This window comes from Prosthecobacter algae (assembly GCF_039542385.1).
In the GTDB taxonomy this organism is placed as follows: Bacteria; Verrucomicrobiota; Verrucomicrobiia; order Verrucomicrobiales; family Verrucomicrobiaceae; genus Prosthecobacter; species Prosthecobacter algae.
The window spans coordinates 65,062-85,824 of sequence record NZ_BAABIA010000010.1 but is presented as its reverse complement, the minus strand read 5'-3'; the positions used below and the strand labels follow the sequence as shown (position 1 = coordinate 85,824).

Genomic DNA, 20,763 nt, shown 5'->3' with positions numbered 1-20,763 from the left:
AGTGGCGGGGTGGCGTCACTGCCATTAGATTACCACCCCTTGCAATCAAGGGCATCTCCTCATGTTCGGCAAAGATTTGGAACCTAAACCCCAGACGAACTGGCGCGGCGAGTCCGGCCTGAAACTCCCCTTCTACCGGCGTGTCTGGTTCAGTGCCCTGATGGCGCTCTTCATTCTCGCGGGTGTGACGGCCCTGGGCATCTATGCCGTCGTGGTGGCTCCCCTGCGGGAAAAAGCGGAGCAGTATGACCTGGAAGAAATCCGCAAACTGGAGGCGGCCAGCATCATCTATGACCGCAATGGCGAGGAACTGTCCCGCATTTACGTGCTCAACCGCACCCCTGTCCCGATCAAGGAAGTGCCCCAACATTTCATCGATGCGCTGACAGCCCAGGAAGACAGCCGTTTCTTCCAGCATGACGGAGTGGACTACATCGGCTTGACCCGCGCCGTGATCGAAAACGTGAAAGCAGGGCGCACAACCCAAGGCGCCAGCACCATCACCCAGCAGCTTGCTCGCCAGACTTTCGGTCTGATGGAAAAGAGCTACAAACGCAAGATCATGGAGGCCTTTGTGGCCCAGCGGATTGAGCGCAAATTCACCAAAAGCGAGATCCTCGAGCTCTACCTGAACCGCATCTTCTTCGGCAAAAACTTCTACGGCATCCAGGCCGCCGCCCAGGGCTACTTCGGCAAGGACGCCAAAGACCTCACCATCGAAGAATGCGCCACCATCGCTGGTCTGATCAAAAGCCCGAACAACATTGAACCCATCCGCCACCCTGAGCGCGCCATCAAGGAGCGCAATTACGTGCTGGAGCGTATGGTCCTCGAAGGCAGCCTGGAACGCGACGATGCCGAGCGCCTGAAGCTGAAGCCGATGGTCACCACGCCGCAGAGCAGTGATCCCAGGCTAAGCTACGTGTTTGACGAAGTGCGGCAGGAAGTCGTCGCCCTGGTCGGTGAAGAGCGCGCCTCCATCGGCGGTTTCCAGATCTACACCAGCATTGACAAGGACCTGCAAAAGGCCGCCGAGACGGCCATGAAAAAACGCCTGGCTGAGGTGGAAATCCGTCCCGATTACCCGCACCAGACCTACACCCAGTTCCGCGGCATCTTGGGCGAGTGGCATGGCAAAAAAATGAAAGGCACCCTCGGTGAAGATGAAAAACGTCCCATGCCCGAATACCTGCAAGGTGCTGCCATCGTCATGGACAACAGCGATGGCTCCATCCTCGCCATGGTCGGCGGTCGTGACTTCATTGACAGCCAGTACAACCGCGCCACCGACGGCGTCCGCCCCGTAGGCACAGCCTTCACTCCCTTCGTTTACGCCGCCGCTTTTTCAAAGCCCGGCTACTTCCCCATGACCCCGCTGGCGGATGAGCCGCTGGACAACCGCCGCGTGATGATCGGCGGGCTGACGGGGATTCTGGGCGAGTGGGGCATGGAAGTGGACGATCCGAAGTGGTCCCGCAACCCCATCAGCGCCCGTGAGGCCCTCGTCGGCTCTCACAATTCCGCCACCGTCCGCCTGGGCGAAAGAGTCGCCCTGGAAGGAGGCCGCATCCGGCAGGACTTCCGCGACTTCACCAAACGCGCCGGCATCAATACCGAGCTGCGCGAGTTCCCCTCCACCTTCCTCGGGGCCACCGAATCCAAGTTGGATGAAATGTGCCTGGCCTACTCCTGCTTCCCCACCCTGGGCAAACGCCCGGCCAAGCAGCACCTGATCCAGCGCATCACCGACTTCCGGGGTAGCACCGTCTTCCAGCTCGACGAAAAGACCCTCCAGCCCGTCCGCGCCATGGACGAGATCGCCGCTTACCAGACCCACACCTGCCTTTCCGAAGCCCTGCACCGTGGGACAGGCGCTCCCTCCATTGAGTATGGCCTGGGCGACTTCCCCGCGGGCGGCAAAACGGGCACGCATTACGAGTCGAAGGACCTCTGGTTCCTCGGTTACACCTCGGCCGTCACCTGCGGTGTCTGGGTGGGCTTTGACAAGCAAAAGACCATCTATCCGGGGGCCTTCTCCAACAAGATCGTCCTGCCGATCTGGACGGACATCATCAATGCCAGCGCCAAAGCTCGCGCCCCCCAGGAGATCAATCCTCCAGAGACTGCTGAACGCATCGAGATCTGCCGGGTCAGCGGCCTGCGCGCCACCGATTTTTGTTATGACAAGGTGAAGGGGCCCGATGGCGTCGAGCGTTCCGTCCGCAGCACCTATTCCGAGTATCTACGCCCTGGCACCAGCTTCAACACCACCTGCCCCGTCCACACCGGGGAAGGACTGCCTGCCGATCTCCAAGCTTTCCATCAGGCCATCACACAGACGGCGGATTCCGCCCTGCTGGCAGAAGCTGGCAAATTTGCCAACATTGAGCCTGTGCACCTCCAGGAGCCCATCATCCTCGGTTCCGATCCCTACAACTCCGAGAAGCCCATCCTGCGCGCCCGCCCGGTGAATGACGACGGCACGCCCATTCTGAGGGCAGTCCCCGTGGGTGTGGATGAAGGTGATTCCGGCGAGCAGCCCGTGATCAAGCTGAAGCCGCCGCCGGCGATGAAAATCGAGCTCTGAGGCCGCTGCCAGGAGGGCTGGCGATGAATCTCCGGCCTGGAACATTTTTGGCGAGAAAAGTGCGGTCTTCTGGCTAGGCTGGGCAGGCCAATGGCAGATTCCTTTGTCCACCTCCATCTCCACTCCGAATACTCTCTCCTCGATGGCGCGGTCCGCATAGATGACCTCGTCTCCCGTACGAAAGAGCTGGGGATGCCTGCGGTGGCGATAACCGATCATGGCAACCTGTATGGGGCCATTGATTTCTACATGGCGGCCAAGAAGGCCAAGGTGAAATCCATTCTCGGCTGCGAGGTGTACCTCGCGCCCGGATCCATGCATGAAAAGAAGGAGGTGCAGGGACGCAAAAGCTCCTCGCACCTGACCCTGCTGGCCTCCAGCAATGAGGGTTATGAAAACCTCTCCCGCATCGTCACCGAAGCCCATCTTTACGGCAAATTCGGCGACACGCCGCGCCTGGATAAGGACCTGCTGCGCCAGTACAGCAAGGGCCTCATCGCCCTCAGCGGCTGCCTCAATGGCGAGATCAACCAGCTCCTGCTGACGGACCGCAAGGACGAGGCGGAAAAGAGCCTGATCGAGTTCCGCGACATCTTCGGGCCGGAGAACTTTTACCTCGAACTCAACGACCACGGCATGGAGCAGCAGCGCACCGTCGCGCGCCAGCTCATCCAGTGGGGCAAGCAGTACGACCTCAAGACCGTCGCCACCAACGACGTGCATTTCATGAATCGCGACGATCATGAAAGCCACGACATCCTGATTTGCGTGGGCTCCGGCGCGAACGTGCATGACGTCAACCGCGTCAGCTACTCGCCCGAAGTTTACTTCAAGACGGCGGAGGAAATGCGGGCGCTGTTCCGGGAAAATCCGGAGGCCTGCGATGCCACCCTGGAGATCGCCGAGCGTTGCGACATCAACATCCGACTCGACTCCACCAGCATCGACCGTTACCCCCAGTACCCGATGGACGGGGTGGAGGGTAACTGGCCAGACCGCGTCGCTTACCTGCGGCATCTTTGTGAAGAAGGCCTCATCCGTCGTTATGGACGTGACCGCGCACTCAATGACGAAGCCCTGCGCCAGCGCCTGGATTACGAGCTGGCTTTGCTAGCGGAAAAAAACTTCACCAGTTACTTCCTCATCGTTTGGGACTTCATCAACTGGGCCCGTGAACACGGCATCCCCGTGGGTCCGGGACGTGGTTCGGCCGCCGGTTCGGTGGTCGCCTTTGTGCTCGGCATCACGGACATTGATCCGCTGAGGTTTGAGCTCGTGTTCGAGCGATTCCTCAACCCGGAACGTGTCAGCCCGCCCGATATTGACATCGACTTTTGCCAGACCCGCCGTGGCGAGGTCATCCAATACGTGCGTGAAAAGTATGGCGACCTCAGCGTCAGCCACATCATCACCTTTGGCACCATGGGCGCGAAGTCCGTGGTGCGCGACGTTGGCCGCGTGCTCGGTTGGAGCTATGGCGATGCGGACCGTCTTTCCAAGATGATCCCCACCGAGCTGAACATCACGCTCGCCGGTGAGGACAAGAAGGACAAGGCCACGGGCAAGATGATCCATATTGACGGGGCCATTGACAAAAACCCGGAGCTGAAGGCCTACATCGAAAACGATAGCAACGCGCAAGAGCTGTGGAAGCACGCCACCTTCCTCGAAGGCATCACCCGCGGCACCGGCATCCACGCGGCGGGCGTCGTCATCGGCGACCGGCCCCTGTATGATTTCATCGCCCTGACGCGAGGCAACGAAAACGAAATCGTTTCCCAGTTTGCCATGAAGCCGCTCACGGAACTGGGCATGCTCAAGATGGACTTCCTGGGGCTGAAAACGCTGACCGTCATCCAGGAGGCGGAGCAGTGGGTGCAAAAACGCGTGCCCGGCTTCAACACATCCGAGGCTCCCTTGGATGATGTGAAGACCTTCGAGATGCTACAGCGGGGCGAAACAGTCGCCGTGTTCCAGATGGAATCTGGCGGGATGATCAATACCTGCAAGCAGCTCGGTCCTGACAGGATTGAGGAAATTATCGCTATTCTGGCCCTGTACCGTCCGGGGCCCATGCAGTTCATTCCCGACTACATCCAGCGTAAAAAAGGGCTGGAAGAGGTGGAGTATCCGCACCCGCTGCTGGAGAAGATCGCCAAGGAAACCTACGGGATTCTGGTTTACCAGGAGCAGGTGCAGCAGGCCGCCAACTTGCTGGCCGGATTCACCCTCGGTCAGGCTGACTTGCTGCGCCGAGCGATGGGTAAGAAGGACTTGGCCGAGATGGCCCGGCAACGTATCGCCTTCGTCGAAGGCTGCAAAAAGACCAACGACATCGGCGACAAACAGGCCAACGCCGTCTTCGACTTGCTGGAAAAATTCGCCCAGTACGGTTTCAACAAATCGCACTCCGCCGCCTACGGCATCGTGACTTACCGCACGGCCTACCTCAAGGCCAACTACCCGGTCGAGTTCATGACCGGGGTGCTCAGTCTGGAAGTCAGCAACACGGACAAGATCGCCAATTTCGTCAGCGAATCCCTGCGCATGGGCATGGCGATTTTGCCGCCCGATATCAACCGCTCCCTGCTCAAGTTTTCCCCTGAGCGCACCAAGGATGCCGATCCCAACATCGAAGGGCCCAATGCGATCCGATTTGGTCTCAGTGCGGTGAAAAACGTCGGCGAAGGAGCCATGGCCGCCGCCATCGAAGAACGTGAGAAAAACGGTCTTTTCAAGAGTCTCGAAGACTTTGCCGCGCGCATGGATACCCGGGCGGTGAACAAGAAGCTGCTCGAAGCGCTGGTGAAGTCCGGCGCGTTTGATTTCACCAAAGAGCACCGGGCTTCCCTTTTTGCGAAGTTGGAGCAGGTGCTCGCCTCGGCCGCCTCCGCCCAAAGAGACAAAAAAGCTGGCCAGGGCGGTCTTTTTGATGACTTTGCCATGGCCCCGCCCAAGAAAGCGGCGGCCCAGGTGGAGATCACGCCCTGGACGATGGACGAGACACTGGCCTTTGAAAAAGAGCTGCTCGGTTTCTACGTCAGCGGCCACCCGCTGGACAGCTACCGGGGCAACTTTGAATCCAGTAAGCTGACGAAAATCATCGCCCTGGAGGAAGTGGACACCAGCGCCAAACCGCAGACGGTTTTCATCGCCGGGATCGTCAACAGCCTCGACGTCAAATACTCAAAAAAGGACAACCGCCCCTTCGCCACCTTCACCTTCGAAGACTTCACTGGCCAGATCGAGATGATGGTCTGGAGCGACGAGTACGAGAAGTTCAAGGAGTTCCTCAAAGTCGGTGCCGTGCTGGGCCTGCGCTGCCGCTGCATGAAGGACCAGCGCACCGAGGGCAACCGCCTCACCCTCGGCGATGCCAAGCCCCTGTCCCCGAAAAAAGCCCGCGTGGCCAATGCCGGAGAAGCCGGTGCCGAAATCCCCGCCAAGCCCGCACCACCCCCGGCCCCGCCTAAACCCCTGCTGCTGCGCCTGGACTGCCGACGCCACAGCCAGATCGACCTCGACCGCATCCACGAAGTCCTCACCCAGTTCCCCGGCGAGCTGCCCGTCCTCTTTGAGTTCAACAACTGCAGCGACGGCAACAAAGTCCGCCTCCAGGCCGGCGACGAATACCGCGTCACCCAGACCAAGGACCTCGTGCAGCAGCTCATGATCTGGCTGTAGGCTCAAATCGCGTCGAGCTTGCAAGGCCGCAGTGCAGACGGTAGCCTTTCAGGAATGATCACGCGCATCCGAATTCAGAACTTCCGCTCGTTCGTGGACGCGGAGGTCAAACTGCGACCGTTTTCACTCGTCGTTGGGGCGAATGGTTCGGGGAAGACGAATTTACTTAGATTCTTGTCACTCCTTAGCAATGCTCCCAGCTTTGATATCGAAGCTTTTATGGAAGAAGCTAAGAACGGTGAGTCACCAGTTTTCGAGACTGCCCAACAGTGGATTAAACACATCAATTCCCCCACTAAACCTACTGGCTTTGATGTTTTTATGAATGACGGCCATAGTGATTTCGGAGTTCATGCCGAAGAGATCTTAGAGGGCCAATTCCAACTTACTTGGCGGTTTCCATGGAAGCCTGGAACCCTTATTCCACGCTTCGCTTTAGAAGCCGATTGTATCTCAGAGGCAGAAGCCATTGTAGCTGACGCACAGATCAAAGAAAACGGTTCTGGAACGGCCCAAGTTCTTGAATCACTGAAAAATGGAGATCGGGAAGACCTCTTTGATAAGATCGAAGAAAACTTTAAACGCTACGTTCCTGAAGTCGAAAAATTAAGCCTTCGGACCACAGCCGAAGGAACCAAACAAATTCAAGTGCGTGAAAGAGGTCTCAGTAAACCTCTTCCTGCCACCGAACTCTCGGAAGGCACACGACTCGTTCTTTGCATCCTCACCATCGTTCACCAGGAGAATCCACCACCGATCATCTTGCTGGAAGACATTGATCGTGGCCTGCATCCACGACTGTTTGAGTATGTGGCTCCGATGATGAAAGACATCGCTGAAAAGCATGGAATCAACATCCTGGCGACGACCCATAACCCTTATCTGGTGGACTGTTTTCAGGACGACAAAGAAGCGGTGATCATCGTGGAGAAAAAGGATGGAGCGAGCACGCTGAGCACGCTGGCGGATCGCCTCAAAGACCTGGACTACGACTCGGTAGATCCTGAAGACATGCCACTCGGCAATCTGTGGTTCTCTGGCCTCGTCGGGGGAGTGCCTGCCAAGATCAATCGTCGCCCGGCCAACTGACATGCAGAAGCATCTCTACATCCTCTGCGAAGGCGAGCTGGATGAGATGTTCTATGAGCGCATCGCCGAGCGTGTCACAGGACAGTCCTTCCACAGCGATCAGGAGTTTCGAGTTCGCCGGGGCTCCAGCTATGATACAGCCATCGCATCCGCTCGTTTGCTGATCAACCGCTTCAAAGGTTGGTCCGAAAAACAACCAATAGCCGTGATCATCGCCGTTGACAATGATCGCGCCCCTGGGCATCCAGCGGGTTGTGTTTATCCACGCCCTTTGCCGAAGGCCGATTTAAAGAAAGAGCCGCGCTACACGAAGCTGGTCGAAATGCTGACGGCGACTTTGGGCAAAGACCGTTCTCAATGGCCCATCGAAGTCGCCTTGGCCGTGCCTGTGGAAATGATCGAGAGTTGGGTGTTAACCCTCCTTCAACCAGACCGGGAAGAGTTACCGCTTTTTAGTGAGGCAAACAGTCACCTAGCACGGCAATACTATCCGAACACTCCGCCTCCGCAGCTCAAAGACCTTCGAGATGAAGCTGCGAAATCACGAGGGCTCAATCGAGACGAACTTTTTTGGCAAGCTGCGAGTGAGGATCTGGAAGCCGCCGCGAAGGTTTCCCCCAGTCTGCGACTGTTTCTCGATGATCTGAAGGCTTGGTCTCAGGAGTGATCCTCTGACTGAGGCTCAACCATGGCCTGTCTCGTGCTTCATGGCAGGATTGCCGCTTGAATCTCCCGGCCCCCCCTTCAACCATGCCGAACATGCGTAAAACCAAGATCCTTTGCACCCTCGGGCCTGCCACCGAGTCCGCTGAAGTCATTCTCAATCTCATGGAAAAGGGCGCGGACATCTTCCGCCTCAATATGAGCCATGCCTCGCACGACTGGGTGCGCATGGTTTATGGCCGCATCCGCGAAGCCGCGGCCAAAGGGGCCAAGGAAATCTCCGTCCTCATGGATCTCACCGGCCCCAGCATCCGCACGGGCGATGTGGAGCAGCCCTGGCAGCTCCAGGTGGGTGACTGGGTGGAATTCCGCTGCAAGCCCGATGTGGCCGCCACGGTGCCCCTCTCCGTCACCGTCAACTACCCCGAGCTGGGCAAAGACCTCCACGTGGGCGACATCATCATGGTGGACGGCGGCATGATCCAGATCAAGGCCACCGAGATCAGTGAAAAGCGCGTCATCGGCACCGTCCTGACCCAGGGCGAAATGAAGTCCCGCCGCCACATCAATCTCCCCGGCGTGCCCGTGCGCCTGCCGCCGCTGACCCAGAAAGATTATGCCGACCTGGACCTGGGCTGTGAGCTGGGCGTGGACTACTTTGCCCTCAGCTTTGCCCGCGAGCCTGCCCACATTCAGCACCTGCAACTGCTGCTGGAGCAAAAAGGCAGCAAGGCCCGGGTGATCGCCAAGATTGAGAACCAGCAGGCCCTGCAAAACATTGACACGCTGGTGGAGGCCAGCGGCGGCATCATGGTGGCCCGTGGCGACCTCGGCAGCGAATGCCCCATCGAAGACTTGCCGCTGATCCAGCGCCACATCGTGGAGCGCTGCTCCTACCATGGCCGCAAGGTCATCGTGGCCACACAGATGCTGGAAAGCATGATCGAAAACCCCGTGCCGACCCGGGCCGAGGTGACCGACATCTTCAATGCGGTCATCGAGCAGGTGGACTGCGTGATGCTGAGCGGTGAGACTAGCGTGGGCCGTTACCCGGAGAAGTGCGTGGAGGTGCTGGACACCGTCATCCGCCGCATCGAGCAAAAGTATCCCTCCGGCCGCTTCGCCAGTGACGCCCCGCTGAAGACGAACAAGCACAAGACCGTCAAGGCTGCCATCCTGCTGGCAAACAGCATCCCGAACTCCAAGCTGCTGGTCTTCACCCTGCGCGGGGTCATGGCCCACCTGCTCGCGCATCAGCGCCCGGAGTTTGCCTCCATCTTTGCCTTCACGCCCAATCTCCACGTCAGCCGCACCCTGGTCACCGCTCGAGGCGTGCAGCCCTTTGTGCTGGCCTTTGAAGAAGGCAACCCGGAAAAGGCCATCCGCGACGCCATCGAGATGCTGCGTAAGCATGGCCACATCAAGGCCGGTGACCCGCTGGTGATCCTCAGCGATGCCCTCTATGACGGCATTAATGTGGATGCCATCCTGCTGCGGGATGCCTGACCGGCATCTCATCAAAAGATGTCTTTTCGTCACTAGGGCACCGGATTGCCGGTCCCTGAGGGGCGTTTGGCTAAAGACGTGCCTGATGGTGCGTTTGTACCCACTCGCCCATCATGATCACCAACCGCCGCCAGTTTCTCCATCGTGCCTCGCTTCTCACCGCCGGGGCCGCCCTGCCTGCTTGGCAAAATCTCGCCGCCGCTCCCGGGGTGCCGCACGCCCTCGCGGGCCGTCTTTATAAGACACTGAAGATCGGCATGATCAAGGTGGACGGCAGCCTGACCGACAAGTTCAAGGCCGCCAAACAGGCCGGGTTCATGGGCGTGGAAATGAACGCCCCCGGCATGGACGTGGAAGAGACGAAGAAGGCCATCGCCGAATCTGGCCTGCCTGTGGATGGCACCGTCTGCGGCAGCCACTGGAAAATCCGCCACACCAGTGCCGATGCAGCCACCCGGGCCCAGGCCCTGGCCGACCTCAAAACCGCGCTGCGGGATACCCGCGCCGTCGGCGGTCACAGCGTGCTGCTGGTCGTCGGCAAAGGCGAGGACGGGCCTGAAAACGAGATCTGGCCGCGCTCGGTGGAAAACATCGCCAAGGCCGTGCCTCTGGCCGCCGAGCTGGGTGTTTCCATCGTGATTGAAAACGTCTGGAACCAGTTCCTCTACAACCACGACGGCGGTGCGGACCAGAACGCCGACAAGTTCGTGAAATACGTGGACGAATTCAACTCCCCCTGGGTGGGCATGCAGTTCGACATCGGCAACCACTGGAAATACGGCAGCATGGGCGGCTGGATCCGCCAGCTCGGCAAGCGGGTGCTCAAGCTCGATGTCAAAGGCTTCTCCCGGGCGCAGGGCAAGTTCACTCCGATTGGTGAAGGCGACATTGACTATGCCGATGTGCGCAAGGCCCTGCTGGAGATCAACTACCACGGCTGGCTGGCGGCTGAAGTGGCCGGCGGTGATCTGGCCTACCTTACTGGAGTCTCGCAGCAGATGGACACTGCATTTGGCCTCTGATTTTTTTGCAGCATATTTTGTTATGCCATCCCTGACCCGCCGCCGCCTTCTTCAGGCCGCCCTCGCCGCTGGCATTCTTCCTGAGGCCATTGCCGCCTCCTCGGAAAGTCTGCGCATTGCCCCTTTCCGCTTCGATGTCACGCCTCCCGCAGGTCATCCTTTGTGTGGCGGCTGGATCACCCCGGTGGTGGACTGCGAGGATGCCCTGGAAGCCATTGGATACATTTTGTTAGGTGCTGGCAAGCCCGTAGTCGTCTGTGCCGTGGACTGGACAGGGATTCTCAATGAGGCTCACCTCGCCTGGAGAACCGCCCTGGCCGAAGCCGCAGGCACCACGCCGGAGCGGGTGGCCGTGCAGTGCGTTCATCAGCATGATGCGCCGTTTGTCTGCCTGCGCGGTGAAGAACTGGCCGCTCAACAAAACGCCGGCCTCTCGCTGGTGCAGATGCCGTTTTTCAATGACTGCCTGAAACGCGCAAGCGAGGCCGTGAAGGCCGCCCTGCCCCGTGCGCGCCCGGTCACCCATGTCGCTCAGGGCGAGGGCCGCGTGGAAAAGGTGGCCAGCAACCGCCGTGTGGCCCTGGGGCCCGATGGCAAAGTGCTGAAAATGCGGGGCAGCGCCTGCAAGGATGCCGAGTTGATCGCGCTCACAGAAGGCCTCATTGATCCGATGCTGAAGACCGTGGCGTTTTATGACGGCACGGAAAAAGTGCTGGCCTGCCACTACTACGCCACGCATCCCATGAGCCACTATGGCAAAGGCCACGTCAGCAGCGACTTCGTAGGCTTGGCGCGCAAGCAGCGGCAGAAAGAGGAACCCGGCTGCACGCACATCTATTTCACTGGAGCCTCCGGCAACATCGCCGCAGGCAAATACAACGACGGCAGCCCCGAGGCCCGCGTGCAGCTCACGCGGCGGATTTATGAGGGCATGGTGGCGTCTGAAAGAAACCTGAAGCCGCAGCCTGTAACTCAAGTCTCCTGGAAGACCCATGATCTGCTTCCAGCCGTGAATCCCATCTTCACTCAGGAGACAGAACAGGCGGCCCTGACCAACCCGAAAAACCTTCCAGCCAACCGCATCCGCCCCGCCATGCGCCTGGCCTGGATGGAGCGCATCGCCAAAGGCACGCCCATCATCCTCAGTGCCCTGCATGTGAATGAAATCTCCATGCTGCACCTGCCGGCAGAGTCCTTTCTGGAGTATCAGCTTCGCGCCCAGCAGATGCAGCCTGGCCGCTTCGTGGCCACCGCCGCCTATGGGGATGGCGGTGCCTGGTACATCCCGGTGAAGGAAGCTTTTCCCCAAGGGGGTTATGAGGTGACCGTTGCCAATTGCGCCCCTGCCATGGACGACCTCATGAGCGCAGGCATCCGCCAGATCCTTTCCCTTGCATGACCCTTTTTCGCAGCCTCACCTGCCTTGGCTTTTTCACCTGCACCCTCAGTGCCGCGCCCATTGAGCGCATGTGGCTCAGCCAAAAGGTAGTCGTCAAGGACATGCCTCGCTCGCTCTGCTGGTGTTTAGCCTTTAGGCGATTCTGGAAAGCAGCGAGACACTGAGAGGTCGCCTAAAGGCTACACACCAGCAGAGCGAAGCTGATCCGGGGAGTTTCGGGTGATTCACACTAATGACGCGCTTCGATACTTTCCCTCCGAGATTGGCTTTCGGCATAAAAGGGCACCGTGTCGGCCCGTAGTCTGAGTGTCATGCATTCGCTCCCTTCCCTGCCCTGGCTTTTCTTCACCCTGTGCCTACTCACCGCCCCCGCCCTAGCGGAGGAAGCCGTGGTGAAAACGAATGTGCAGGTAGCCATGCGTGATGGCGTCAAACTGGCCACAGATCTCTACCTGCCTGCGGAGGGCGGCGTGGAAAAGCCAGGCCGTTACCCGGTGATCCTCACGCCTGCCCTACAACAAGGACAGGGCGAAAAAACTGGGCCAATCTTATGCCCAGCACGGCTACGTCTGTGTCGCCCAGGACTGACGTGGCCGCTTTGGCAGCGAGGGCACCTGGCACTGGATGACCGATGATGGACACGATGGCAAAATCGGCATGATCGGCACCTCCTACATCGCTCTTCCCTTGATCCCACGCTGAGAGACGGGAGATTGGCGGCATCGTTTACATAACTTCATTTGCACTCAGGTCTCCTGCGTGCTTGAGGCTGCTTCGCTCCTTGCTGTGACTCCACCGTCTCCATCACCTTCTGAGAATCCCGAGCGCGCGAGCGACGTGCCCGAGGATGTGACGTTGATCACCCAGGGCCAACGCAGCAGCCTGACCCAGGCCCCGCTCACCCGCACACGCGGCAACGGGGTCCGCTCCGCCGATCTGCTGAAGGACAACGACGGCTGGCTGGAAGGGAAGTTCCGGCTTTTAGAAAAGCTGGGTGAAGGCGGCTTTGGCCTCGTTTTCAAAGCGGAGCAGGTGCAGCCCATCCAGCGGCTGGTGGCGGTGAAGATCCTCAAGGCGGGCATGGACACGCAGCAGGTGATCGCCCGTTTTGATACGGAACGGCAATCCCTGGCGCTCATGGAGCACCCGAACATCGCCCGGGTGCTGGATGCCGGCGAAACGGAGCGCGGGCAGCCTTACTTCGTCATGGAGCTGGTGAGGGGCCGGTCCATCACCAGTTACGCGAGCAAAAAAAACCTCACGCTCAATCAGCGGCTGGAACTCTTCATTCCCGTCTGCCAGGCGGTGAACCACGCCCACCAAAAGGGCATCATCCACCGGGATCTGAAGCCCTCCAACGTCATGGTCATGGAAGAGGACGGCAACCCCGTCCCCAAGGTCATTGACTTTGGCATCGCCAAGGTGCTGGAGCAAAAGGACGTCAGCCAGACCCTGGCCACCGGGATGGACCAGCTCGTCGGCACACCCGGTTACATCAGCCCGGAGCAGATCGAGCACGGCAGCTCCCATGTGGACACGCGGTCCGACGTCTATGCCCTCGGTTCCATCCTCATGGAGCTGCTCACCGGCAAGGCCCTGGTGACGCCCATGGACATCGCGCAAAAGCCCCTGCACCAGATCCTGCGGGACCAGGTGGAGCGCGATCCACCCAAACCCAGTTCCCGCGAGTCCTCCCTGAAAGGCGATCTGGACTGGATCATCCTCAAGGCCCTGGAGCGCGATCCTGCCCGCCGCTATGGCAATGCGGACGATCTGGCCGATGACCTGCGCCGCTACCTGCGGCATGAGCCCGTGCGCGCCTGCCCCCCCAGCCGCGCCTACGTGATCGGGAAGTTTGTTCGGCGGCATCAGGTCGGTGTAGCGGCTGGGGTGTCCATCGCTCTGGCCGTCCTCGCCGGCGGCATCACCAGCACCGCCTTGTACTTTGAAGCGGAAAAAAACCGCGTGGCCGCCGAGGAGGCCGGGAGCAACCTGAAAAAGGAATACTCCCGGTCGGATGAGGTCATGGCCCGCCAGTTCACCGAGCGGCGCGACTACACCGAGTCCGTGGCCTGGCTGACCCGCGCGCTGCGCACCGACCCTGGCAACCGCCTGGCCGCCACCAACCTGCTGAGCCTGCTGCAGCACAAGCACCTGCTGCACCCCACCACGCCGGATCTACCGCTGCCACCTGGAGCGCAGGAGGCCAGACTGGTGGCCCTGAGCCGGCAAGCGGGCAAAGCGGTGGCCGTTTCCACCGTCCAGCCCAAGTCGGACAAAGGCAGCCCCAAATCCGTGCTGAGCATCTGGGACACAACCACCCATGAGCGCACCGACCACGCCCTGCCCCGCCAGACCATCGCCACCTGCTTGGCGGTTTCTCAGGATGGACAGACCGTGATCCTGGCCCTGGACAACGGGCAGGTGGAACGCTGGTCCCTGACCGATGGCACGCATGCACCGCTGCAGCCAAAGCTGCCGCAGTCTGTGCTCAGCCTAGCCCTCTCCGGCGATGGGCAGATTCTGGCGGTCGGTGGTGAAGGTGGCACCATCCAGGTCTGGGACATGCGCCATCTGGACCGGCCCGGACGGGTGCTGAATTCAGCCGCCTTTCCCGTCCATCTGGTCACTCTCGACTACCTGGGCACCCTGGTGGCTGCGGCCCATGTGGTGGAAAGCCAGGACGTCAAAGGCCAGGCCGTCGTCTGGGATCTGAGCAGTGGCAAAACCATCGGCGACCCTTTTGAAACCCGGGACGGCATCTCCTCCCTGGCGATTCATCGCGAGCGCGAAATGATCGCCGTCGGCCTGCATTCGGGAACCGTCCACGTCGGTAACTTCCGCACGGAGACGGAGCTGCTGCCGCCCCTGGGCCACCCTTCCTCCGTCATGTGCCTGAGCATGAATGCCGATGCCAGTACCCTGACCGTGGGCGACAGCCGCGGCTACCTGCACGCCTGGGATTTGACCAAGGGCCAGCCCCGCACCCCGGCCCAGGCCCACGATGGCGAGATTCTCACCGCTGCCCAGGCCCTGGAGCAGGGGCTCGTCACCAGCGTCTCCCGCCACGGCGAGATGCAGGTGTGGAATACGGTGACGGGCGAACGCGTGGCCCAGCGGCTACGTCACAGCATCGCCCAGATCAGCGTCACGCCCGATGGCTCCATGCTCATCGTCGCACCCCGGCATGAGCCCAGCGTGCAGGTATGGAGCACCTACCAGCGCATGACTACCCGGCGCTACCTGGCCGAGGCGCATGAATTTTACCTGGAAACGCCCACGCTGCCGAAGGATGCCCCGCCCGCCGTGCTGGAGGCCCAAACACGCGCCTGGAACCGTGCGGGCACCCACCTCGCCATCGCAGATGGCATGGGGCGTGTCTCCGTGCTGAAGGTGGCGGGCGGCTTCCAGCCTGTGGGTCCCTCCTTCACCCACCCTCCGGCCGTCGGTGCCGTGGCCATTTCGGAAGATGGCACGCTGGCCGCCACCTCGGGCCGGGACCAGGAAGTGAGGCTCTGGGATGTGCCCAGCGGCAAGGCCACCGGCATTGCCATCCGCCATGAATCTTTCGTCAATGCCCTGGCCATGAGCAGCGATGGCCGTCATCTCGTCACCGTCACGGATGAGGGCGAAATCCGCGTCTGGGATGCCCGCACCGGCGATGGGTTGACCCCCGGCCTGCGCCAGGGCAGTGGGCTGACGGAGGTGCATGTGAGCGCCGACGGTCAAAAGATGGTCTTTCGCATGGAAGGTCAGGGCTGGTTCTCTCTGCCCATGCCGCAGGCACCGGAAACGCTGCCGGACTGGTTCCTCAATCTCGCGGAGACGCAGGCCCGGCGGCGTCTCTCCGAAGACGGCAAAGCCCAGACCCTGGGGCTGGCCCAGGTACACAATGCCCTGGCCCAAGTGCCCAAAAAGGCAGACGACAAGGATGCCACCGCCATGCGCTGGGCACGCTGGCTGATGAGCGACCCCGATATCCGCCCGCTTTCCCCGCAGGAGGATGAACCCTTGGAAGAGTACGTCCAGGAGCTGGCCAAGAAGAAAGACCCCGGTGCCCACACCGAGGCCCTGCGCTACCGGGTCAAGATGGCTGGGGAGTGAAATCCCTGCGCCCCACTGCGCTTTGGCATTTTCCTTGGAGAGAAGCGGGCAGCCCTTGGCGTTTCAGCGCCGGTTCCCACCTCACCACCATGATTGCCGCGCGTTCTCTCCGTCTCCTTTTGTGCCTCGGACTTCTGGTCCCAGCGATCCTGCCCGCTGCCGAAAAAGCCCGGCCCAATGTCCTCTTCATCATTGCCGATGACTTGAATACCAGCCTGGGCAGCTACGGCCACCCCTTGGCGAAAACGCCGAACCTCGACAAGCTGGCCGCACGCGGGGTGCGTTTTGAAAAAGCCGCCTGCCAGTTTCCCCTCTGCGGCCCGAGTCGGAACTCGATGCTCACGGGCCTCTACCCCAACACCAACGGCATCCTCACCAACGGCCAGCTTTTTCGCCAGACCCTCCCCAGCCACCAGAGCCTCTCCCAGGCCTTCCGCCTCAGCGGCTACTTCGCGGCCCGCATCGGCAAGCTCTACCATTACAACGTCCCCCTTTCCATCGGCACCAATGGCCACGATGACCCGGGGTCCTGGGAAATGGAGATCAATCCCACGGGCAGCGACCGCATGGAGGACATGGACCACACCTTCAGCCTCATCCCCGGCAGCTACGGCGGCACGCTGAGCTGGTATGCCTCACCGAATCCCGATGAAAAGCATACCGATGGCCTCATGGCCCGCGAGGCCGCCTGGGTGCTGGAACGCTGCACCAAGGACAAGTCGCGGCCGTTTTTCCTGGCCCTCGGTTTCTTCCGCCCCCACACGCCTTACATTGCCCCCAAGACCTGGTTTGAAGGTTACCCAGTGGACAAGATGCCCGTGGTCCAAGGCGTGAAGGAAGACCAGGCCGACCTGCCCAAGCACGCCCTTGGCAGCTACAAAAAGGAGCAGGACAACCTCACCGATGATCTCCGCCGCCAAGCCCTCCAGGCTTACCTGGCCAGCATCAGTTTCATGGATGCCCAGGCCGGTGTCGTGCTGGATACCCTGGACCGCCTGGGCCTGAGCGAAAACACCGTCGTCGTCTTCACCAGCGACCACGGTTACCACTTGGGCGAGCACGGCCTCTGGCAGAAGCAGAGCCTCTTTGAAGAAAGCGCCCGCGTCCCCCTCATCATGGCAGGCCCGGGTGTCACCCAAGGAGCTGTCGCCCAAGCCCCGGTGGGCCTCATTGACCTCTATCCCACGCTGACCGAACTCTGCGGCGTAAAGGCCCCGGCCAATCTCCAGGGTCAGAGCCTGGTTCCCATGCTCAAAGACCCCAAGGCTGAAGGTCGCGGCTGGGTGATCAGCCAGGTGGTGCGCGGTGGCGGCTTCAAGCGCATGGGGGCCAGCGCCGCAGCGGGGGACAATGGCAAACGCATCTTTGGCTACTCCCTGCGCACGCCGCGGTGGCGCTACACCGAGTGGGCAGATGGCAAAGAAGGCCGGGAGCTTTATGATCACGACACCGACCCCAAAGAGCTGACCAACCTCGCGGAAAAACCCGACCACGCAGCGACCGTCAAGGAGCTCTCTACCCAACTCGCTGGCATCGTGAAAACCACCTACCCGGCGGATGGCGTGACGCCCAAAGTCAAAGAGACTGGCATGTGGGCTCCCAACCTCACCGATCCGTAACCATCCCTTTCAGGAATATGATTGCCAGAGCGGCGGCACCATCGAAGGTGCCGCCGCATTTGCATCATGAGTGAAGAGAAGAAAGACACGGGTTCCCAAGCACGCAGCACGAGCGTCGTTTCCATCGCTATCCTGTGCAGCCGTGTGCTGGGTCTGGTGAGAGACCAGCTCCTGAACGGCCTCTTCGGTTCCGCCTTCACCGGCATCTTCACCGCCGCCTTTCGCACGCCGAACATGCTGCGAGACCTCTTTGCCGAAGGCGCTCTTTCCACCGCCTTTGTCACCACCTTTTCCAAGAAGATTAAGAACGAGGGAGACGAGGCGGCCTGGGTGCTGGGACGCAAGATGCTGTCCCTGGCCATCTGCTTCATGACGATGGTCGCCTTGGCCGGGGTGGTGTTGGCCCCCTGGATCTTTCGCCTGCTGACTCCGGGCCTTTCGGAGGAGGCCAAGGTGCTGGGCACCTGGCTGGCCCAGATCATGTACCCCTTCATCGCCATCGTCTCCGTCACCGCCCTGGTGATGGGCATGCTGAATTCGAAGAAGGTCTTCTTCATCCCCGCCGTGGCTTCGGCCTTCTTCAACCTCGGCTGCATCGTGGGCGGTGTGGTTCTCGCCTGGCTCATTGATCCTGGATTCCGCAACGGGGAGATCACTGAAAAGGGCCTCACCGGCTTTGCCTTTGGCACACTGATCGGCGGCGTGTTGCAGTTGCTGGTGCAACTGCCCTCCCTGCGCCGCGTGGGTTTTCGTTTTGGCCTGGATTTCGGCTGGAAGGACAGCGGTGTGCGGGATGTGCTGCGGCTCATGTGGCCCTCCATGCTGGCGGCCAGCGGCACCCAGATTTCCGTGCTGCTCAATTCCATCTTTGCCTCTTACACCCCAGGCAAGGAATCCTCCCTGGCCTGGCTGGCCAATGCGCAGCGCTTGCAGCAATTGCCCCTGGGCCTCTTTGGCGTGGCCGTGGCCACCGTCACCCTGCCCATGCTCTCCCGCCTGGCGACGGATGGCATGACCCCAGCTTTTCGCGGTGCCCTGGCCAAGAGCCTGCGGCTGGTGCTCTTCCTCACCCTGCCCTGCGCCGTCGGCCTTTCCCTGCTGGCAGAACCAATCATCTCTGTGCTTTTTGAACACGGCAAATTCACCGCGAATGATGTGCTGAACACCGCCGGCCCTCTCCAAGCCTACGCTTTTGGCCTGGTGTTTTACTCCGCCATCAAGGTGCTGCAGCCTGCCTTTTACACCATTGATAAGCGCTTCATCCCCATGCTGATCAGCATCGGCATCATCGTGCTGAACCTCGTGCTGAACTACACCAGCGTCTTCATCCTGGGCTGGGACCACACCGCCCTCGCCTGGGCCACCGCCGTGGGCCTGGCAGCCAACTTTGCCACGCTCTATCTCTGCATGCGCAAGTTTGCCCACGGTCTGGAAACCCGTTCCCTCAGCCAAACACTGCTGAAGCTGATGGTGGGCATCGGCTGCATGGCCGCCGTGTGCCTGGGGGCCCAAAAGACCCTTCTGGCGGGTTGGGCCACGATGAATTTCATCACCCAGGTCGCCTCCCTGGGGGCCACCATTGCCGTGGCTGGCGGCGTGTACTTCCTCATCACGCAAAAGCTGCGGGTGGAGGAGGCCGGTGAATTCATGGGCATCGTCTCCAAGCGCTTCCGGCCCAAGTCATGAAACGTTCGCGCATCTGGCTCATCGCCGCCGCCGCCCTGCTGTTGATCTGGTGCGGCGTCGCCCTGGTCATGCAGCAGACGGACCACCTCGTCTCCTGGCCGGAAAAAGTCACCGCCCTCATGGAGGCAAGCCCCTGGCTGAAGGGGGACGCCAAAGGCAGCCGCGAATCCCGCCAGCCACATCTGAACTTAGTCATCACCCACCTCAACCGCCTGGATGCGCAGCATAAAAGGCGGCTGCGTGAAGACGATCAAGCGGTGGTGGATAAGTTCTTTGCCTCCCTCACCGAGGACGAGCAAAAGGAATACGTCAACCGCACGGTGGACCCCTACCTCGACCGCCTGGAACGGGGCCTGAAAGCCATCCCCGAAGAGGAGCGCAAACGCCTCATCACCCGGATGCGCGGCGACATGAAAAACCTGCGTAGCGGAGCCCAGGAAGGCGACCGCCTCTCGGAACAAGACCGCGAGTTTATGGACAGCATGATCCAGGAAGACCCCATCTTCTTTCTCCGCAATGCCTCCACCAAAGCCAAGATGGAACTCGCCCCCGTGCTGGAGGACATGCAGTCCCGCCTGCAGGGACTGCGCCGTTAACCCTCCACCTCAAATTCATCCGCCGGATCAAAGGGCGGCATGGGCACATTGATGATGCGCAGGTTCCCCACAGCCCGATGTACACAACCCGGGCGGATCATCACGGAAGTCATCGGCTTCAGCGGGATGCGTTCCCCATCCAGTTCCAGATAGCCCTCGCCCTCCAAGACGATGTAAATTTCGGTCATCTTCTGGTGGTAGTGCAGCTTCGCATCCGCATGGATGTCCGTCAGATGCACGGTGGCCAGAGTGTTCCAGGGTTCATTGAAGGCCCGTCTGGCCTGACCACAGGGACAGGGTGTCGGCGGAATTTCATCCAACTGGGCGACTGCGTAGCGGGGCGAGGACATGACCCAGGTTGAAACGCAGAAGTCATTTCACAAGTGAACATGCTTTCCTCCAGAATTTTACCCTGTGATCAAAACGTTTCTTGAAATCTTGGATTGCAAGCTGCACGAATGTAACAGCCTTTAGTAGCTAACCCTGAGAGAGTCATGGCTACTCATTTCTAAAAACAGGCATTGTGCAACTCTCTCTGGCAATCGATAGTCTGCGAAGTTATGTTATACTAAAGGTAAATCGTACCTCTCGAATGCTTTCGAATCCTTGAATCCAGGCCATCACATTGAGTAACAGGCAGATCTACAGATAAAGATTTCCCTTTCAGCAAATTATTAATTATTTGCATAACGCCATATTTTCCGTTATCCTACAAAGTCGAGCTTATCCGCCCAATAGAACTTGGCTAATATTTTTCTTTAAAGAACTGTGATCGCTAAGTATTTTAAGCTTAATAACTGGCTTCAGA

Annotated in this window: 13 protein-coding genes; 12 read left to right on the top strand and 1 reads right to left on the bottom strand. The window is 60.2% G+C overall.

The annotated features are described in order from the left end of the window. Window positions 1-61: 61 nt before the first annotated feature. From ABEB25_RS20925 to ABEB25_RS20870, 12 genes are all read left to right on the top strand, one after another. Window positions 62-2,587, top strand: a complete 2,526-nt coding sequence (locus ABEB25_RS20925) for a transglycosylase domain-containing protein (RefSeq protein WP_345738392.1) — start codon at window positions 62-64, stop codon at window positions 2,585-2,587. A 90-nt stretch (window positions 2,588-2,677) separates the two neighbouring features. Continuing rightward, window positions 2,678-6,271 carry a DNA polymerase III subunit alpha gene (gene dnaE / locus ABEB25_RS20920; protein WP_345738391.1) on the top strand — a complete coding sequence of 1,198 codons (3,594 nt, stop codon included), beginning with the start codon at window positions 2,678-2,680 and terminating at the stop codon, window positions 6,269-6,271. Window positions 6,272-6,325: 54 nt separating this feature from the next. Continuing rightward, the gene (locus ABEB25_RS20915; RefSeq protein ID WP_345738390.1) at window positions 6,326-7,360 is read left to right on the top strand and encodes an AAA family ATPase; all 1,035 of its coding nucleotides are present in this window, start codon (window positions 6,326-6,328) and stop codon (window positions 7,358-7,360) included. 1 nt (window position 7,361) lies between these two features. Further along, on the top strand, window positions 7,362-8,027 hold the full coding sequence (locus tag ABEB25_RS20910; RefSeq protein WP_345738389.1) for a hypothetical protein: 666 nt from the start codon (window positions 7,362-7,364) through the stop codon (window positions 8,025-8,027). 83 nt (window positions 8,028-8,110) lie between these two features. Beyond that, window positions 8,111-9,529: a pyruvate kinase gene (gene pyk, locus ABEB25_RS20905; RefSeq protein ID WP_345738388.1), complete on the top strand. Its 1,419-nt coding sequence runs from the start codon at window positions 8,111-8,113 to the stop codon at window positions 9,527-9,529. Window positions 9,530-9,642: 113 nt separating this feature from the next. After that, window positions 9,643-10,551, top strand: coding sequence for a sugar phosphate isomerase/epimerase family protein (locus ABEB25_RS20900; RefSeq protein ID WP_345738387.1), 909 nt, complete (start codon window positions 9,643-9,645; stop codon window positions 10,549-10,551). Between the two features lie 22 nt (window positions 10,552-10,573). Beyond that, the gene (locus ABEB25_RS20895; RefSeq protein WP_345738386.1) at window positions 10,574-11,950 is read left to right on the top strand and encodes a hypothetical protein; all 1,377 of its coding nucleotides are present in this window, start codon (window positions 10,574-10,576) and stop codon (window positions 11,948-11,950) included. A 311-nt stretch (window positions 11,951-12,261) separates the two neighbouring features. Further along, window positions 12,262-12,585, top strand: a complete 324-nt coding sequence (locus tag ABEB25_RS20890) for a hypothetical protein (protein WP_345738385.1) — start codon at window positions 12,262-12,264, stop codon at window positions 12,583-12,585. Window positions 12,586-12,787: 202 nt separating this feature from the next. Beyond that, the gene (locus tag ABEB25_RS20885; RefSeq protein WP_345738384.1) at window positions 12,788-16,054 is read left to right on the top strand and encodes a protein kinase domain-containing protein; all 3,267 of its coding nucleotides are present in this window, start codon (window positions 12,788-12,790) and stop codon (window positions 16,052-16,054) included. Window positions 16,055-16,143: 89 nt separating this feature from the next. Then, entirely contained in the window at window positions 16,144-17,673 is a 1,530-nt protein-coding gene (locus tag ABEB25_RS20880; RefSeq protein ID WP_345738383.1) for a sulfatase, read from the top strand. Between the two features lie 66 nt (window positions 17,674-17,739). Beyond that, the gene (murJ, locus tag ABEB25_RS20875; protein ID WP_345738382.1) at window positions 17,740-19,359 is read left to right on the top strand and encodes a murein biosynthesis integral membrane protein MurJ; all 1,620 of its coding nucleotides are present in this window, start codon (window positions 17,740-17,742) and stop codon (window positions 19,357-19,359) included. Next, entirely contained in the window at window positions 19,356-19,955 is a 600-nt protein-coding gene (locus ABEB25_RS20870; RefSeq protein ID WP_345738381.1) for a hypothetical protein, read from the top strand. The genes murJ and ABEB25_RS20870 overlap by 4 nt, the downstream gene beginning before the upstream one ends. Here the strand turns inward: ABEB25_RS20870 and ABEB25_RS20865 are convergent. Then, window positions 19,952-20,305: a cupin domain-containing protein gene (locus ABEB25_RS20865; RefSeq protein ID WP_345738380.1), complete on the bottom strand. Its 354-nt coding sequence runs from the start codon at window positions 20,303-20,305 to the stop codon at window positions 19,952-19,954. The two genes, ABEB25_RS20870 and ABEB25_RS20865, sit on opposite strands and share 4 nt — an antisense overlap. Between the last annotated feature and the right edge of the window lie 458 nt (window positions 20,306-20,763).

Coding starts and splice junctions, on each gene's coding strand:
- ABEB25_RS20925 (WP_345738392.1), top strand. CDS start 62: ATGTTCGGCAAAGATTTGGAACCTAAACCCCAGACGAACTGGCGCGGC.
- dnaE (WP_345738391.1), top strand. CDS start 2,678: ATGGCAGATTCCTTTGTCCACCTCCATCTCCACTCCGAATACTCTCTC.
- ABEB25_RS20915 (WP_345738390.1), top strand. CDS start 6,326: ATGATCACGCGCATCCGAATTCAGAACTTCCGCTCGTTCGTGGACGCG.
- ABEB25_RS20910 (WP_345738389.1), top strand. CDS start 7,362: ATGCAGAAGCATCTCTACATCCTCTGCGAAGGCGAGCTGGATGAGATG.
- pyk (WP_345738388.1), top strand. CDS start 8,111: ATGCCGAACATGCGTAAAACCAAGATCCTTTGCACCCTCGGGCCTGCC.
- ABEB25_RS20900 (WP_345738387.1), top strand. CDS start 9,643: ATGATCACCAACCGCCGCCAGTTTCTCCATCGTGCCTCGCTTCTCACC.
- ABEB25_RS20895 (WP_345738386.1), top strand. CDS start 10,574: ATGCCATCCCTGACCCGCCGCCGCCTTCTTCAGGCCGCCCTCGCCGCT.
- ABEB25_RS20890 (WP_345738385.1), top strand. CDS start 12,262: ATGCATTCGCTCCCTTCCCTGCCCTGGCTTTTCTTCACCCTGTGCCTA.
- ABEB25_RS20880 (WP_345738383.1), top strand. CDS start 16,144: ATGATTGCCGCGCGTTCTCTCCGTCTCCTTTTGTGCCTCGGACTTCTG.
- murJ (WP_345738382.1), top strand. CDS start 17,740: ATGAGTGAAGAGAAGAAAGACACGGGTTCCCAAGCACGCAGCACGAGC.
- ABEB25_RS20870 (WP_345738381.1), top strand. CDS start 19,356: ATGAAACGTTCGCGCATCTGGCTCATCGCCGCCGCCGCCCTGCTGTTG.
- ABEB25_RS20865 (WP_345738380.1), bottom strand. CDS start 20,305: ATGTCCTCGCCCCGCTACGCAGTCGCCCAGTTGGATGAAATTCCGCCG.